The following is a 2673-nucleotide window of genomic DNA, read 5'->3' on the forward strand; positions in this document are numbered from 1 at the left end:
TACTAATAATACTACTATAGCTAAATTTAATAATAAAGTTTTCATTAAAGTGATTTTAAAATTTATACGAATATACACCATAATAATTATTTAAAAAAACGTATTTTTGTAGTAAATACCCTAAGTATTTAAACATGAAAAAATTACTTCTATGCCTTATTTTATCCTCGGTCTTATATAATTGCACTAAGGATGATGAAACGGACCCTACTCCAGATCCTAGTGTTAACTATTTTACATATGATGGCCGTGTTGTTTTAGATACACAAAAAGAAGTGGATAGTTTTGCTGCCTTAAATTATGAGAAAATTACCGGAACTTTTATAATTAATACATATCCAAGTACGCCAGAGGAGGATAAAATTACCAGTTTAAAAAAATTAAGTGCTCTAAAAGTGGTTGGAGATAGTTTTGAAATTTTTGATAACGATAAATTAGAAAGTTTAGAAGGCCTTGAGAGTCTTAGGACCGTAGGTGGTGTTTTTTATGTCAAGAATAATACAATTTTAAAGAACCTAAAAGGCTTAGATAGTTTAGCATCTGTAGCAAGTACTTTTGAGATTAGTAGAAACAGTAACTTAAAAGATATAAAACATTTAGGAAGACTAGAGTCTACCTATAACTTGCAAATATGGGTTAACTCTCAAATTGAAAATTTAGAAGGCTTAGAAAATATTGCCATTACTGGGCAATTGAGTATTGGCGGAAATGCTAAATTAAAATCATTAAACGGGTTACAAAATATTAAATCAATTAAAGGTGAACTCAGTATTAGTAATAACCATGAACTAGTCGCTTTAGAGGGTTTAAATAATATAACTTCAGCAGGCGTTGTGGTTATATCCAATAACTCCAAACTAGTTGATTTAAAAGGATTGGAAGGACTAACAGGTGCCGATAGTAATGGCGATTATAATATAGACTTATTAGTTAGTAGTGTTTTAATAGAAAAGAATACATCCTTAACATCTCTTGAGGGTTTAAATAACTTAAAAGCTACAGGAGGTATTGTTATTAGAGAGAATGACAATTTAGAATCATTAAATGGACTTGAAGGTTACGAAGTTATAAAAGGAGACCTTAAAATTATAGAGAATGCAAAACTTAATAATTTATTAAAACTAAAAAATTTAAAAGAAGTAGAAGGGAGTCTTACGCTTCATAATAATCCTTTATTAAATTCTATAGACGGTTTACAAAACCTTACAAGTGTTGGCGCATTAACTCTATATAATACCAATATAGCGACTTTTGAAGGTTTAGAAAACCTTAAGGCTATAAGTAGTGGTATGAGTATTACAAGCATGCCTGCGCTTACAAGTTTGAATGGTTTAGATAATTTAGAAACCTTAGGAGCTTTAATTATTGATAATAATAAACTTTTAGAAAATATTGATAATCTAAATACAGTTTCGCTTATTAATGGCGATTTAAGTATTCGAAATAATTATGTATTAAAAAATCTAAAGGGACTTGAAAATGTAGAAAATATTAATGGTGAATTAGTTATTTGGAATAATATTTTATTAAATAAAATAGAAGGTTTACAAAAACTTATAGATGTAAAGGAGCGACTGGTTTTTGGGTATAATCCTGTTTTGGAAGCTGTTATTCTCGATAAACTTGAAACTAATGGTAAGCAACTGGTTATAAAAGGTAATGCGGTGTTAAATGAACTCACTTTAAATAGTTTAGTATCGTGTTTAAGTATAGAAATTAGTAATAACAATAAATTAAACATCATTAAATTTAATAATCTTGCTTCTATAGATTATGAATTCAAAATTTATGATAATCCCAGTTTAGCAGCTATACATTTTAATACAAGTTTTAAAGTTGGTAGAGACTTTTCTATTTCAAATAATATTAATTTGGCAAATCTAGAAGGTTTAAATATGCTTAATGAAGTAGGGGGCTATTTAAATATACAGCAAAACCACCAGTTAGAATTATTATCGTTTAACAACCTTAATTTAGTTACAGGGTATCTAAAAATAACCAATAACTCTAAATTAAAGACTTTAGATTTTGATAGACTTAGTACAGTTAGTAATTACATAAAAATTGATAATAATCAATCTTTACCATCCTTTAGTTTTAAAAATCTTGCAACTATTGGTTCAGATTTATTTATAGAAAGTAATGCTGTGTTATCAGACTTCAATTTTGAAAAACTAACTAAAATTTATGGATATTTGAGAATATATGAAAATGATATGCTCGAAACCCTTAATGGTTTTTCAGCACTATCTTCAATTGGTAAATGGGAATATTGTAGAGACGTTACTAGCGACTCTCTTTCATCATATTATGTATGTACTAATTATAGTATTTATGTATTGGGTAATGATGCTTTGATAGATTTTTGTGCATTAAAAGACGTAGAATATTTTTATGAGGAGGGTGAGGGTTTCGACATTTCCTATAATGCTTATAATCCTACAAGGGCTCAATTACAAACAGATGCATGTAAAATGAATTAATATATTGAAAGGTCAAATATTCAAGATTTAGATGGTTTATTAGGTTTAACATCTTTAGGAGTCTTAGAAATCAGAAATAGTTCTGTTGCGAATTTAGATGGCTTATCATCAATAACTTCCTGCTTAGTTACAGGTGTAGATTCTTGCTTTTTTTTACACGATGTAGCTACTAATAATACTACTATAGCTA

Annotated in this window: 1 protein-coding gene; it reads left to right on the plus strand. The window is 28.1% G+C overall.

What is annotated here, in order from left to right; all coding sequences use genetic code 11:
- The first annotated feature begins 134 nt into the window (after positions 1–134).
- Positions 135–2483, plus strand: coding sequence for a hypothetical protein (locus tag Q0842_RS15985; protein WP_298500490.1), 2349 nt, complete (start codon positions 135–137; stop codon positions 2481–2483).
- Positions 2484–2673: the final 190 nt, after the last annotated feature.

This window comes from uncultured Algibacter sp. (assembly GCF_947495675.1).
Lineage (GTDB): Bacteria > Bacteroidota > Bacteroidia > Flavobacteriales > Flavobacteriaceae > Algibacter_B.

Coding starts and splice junctions, on each gene's coding strand:
- Q0842_RS15985 (WP_298500490.1), top strand. CDS start 135: ATGAAAAAATTACTTCTATGCCTTATTTTATCCTCGGTCTTATATAAT.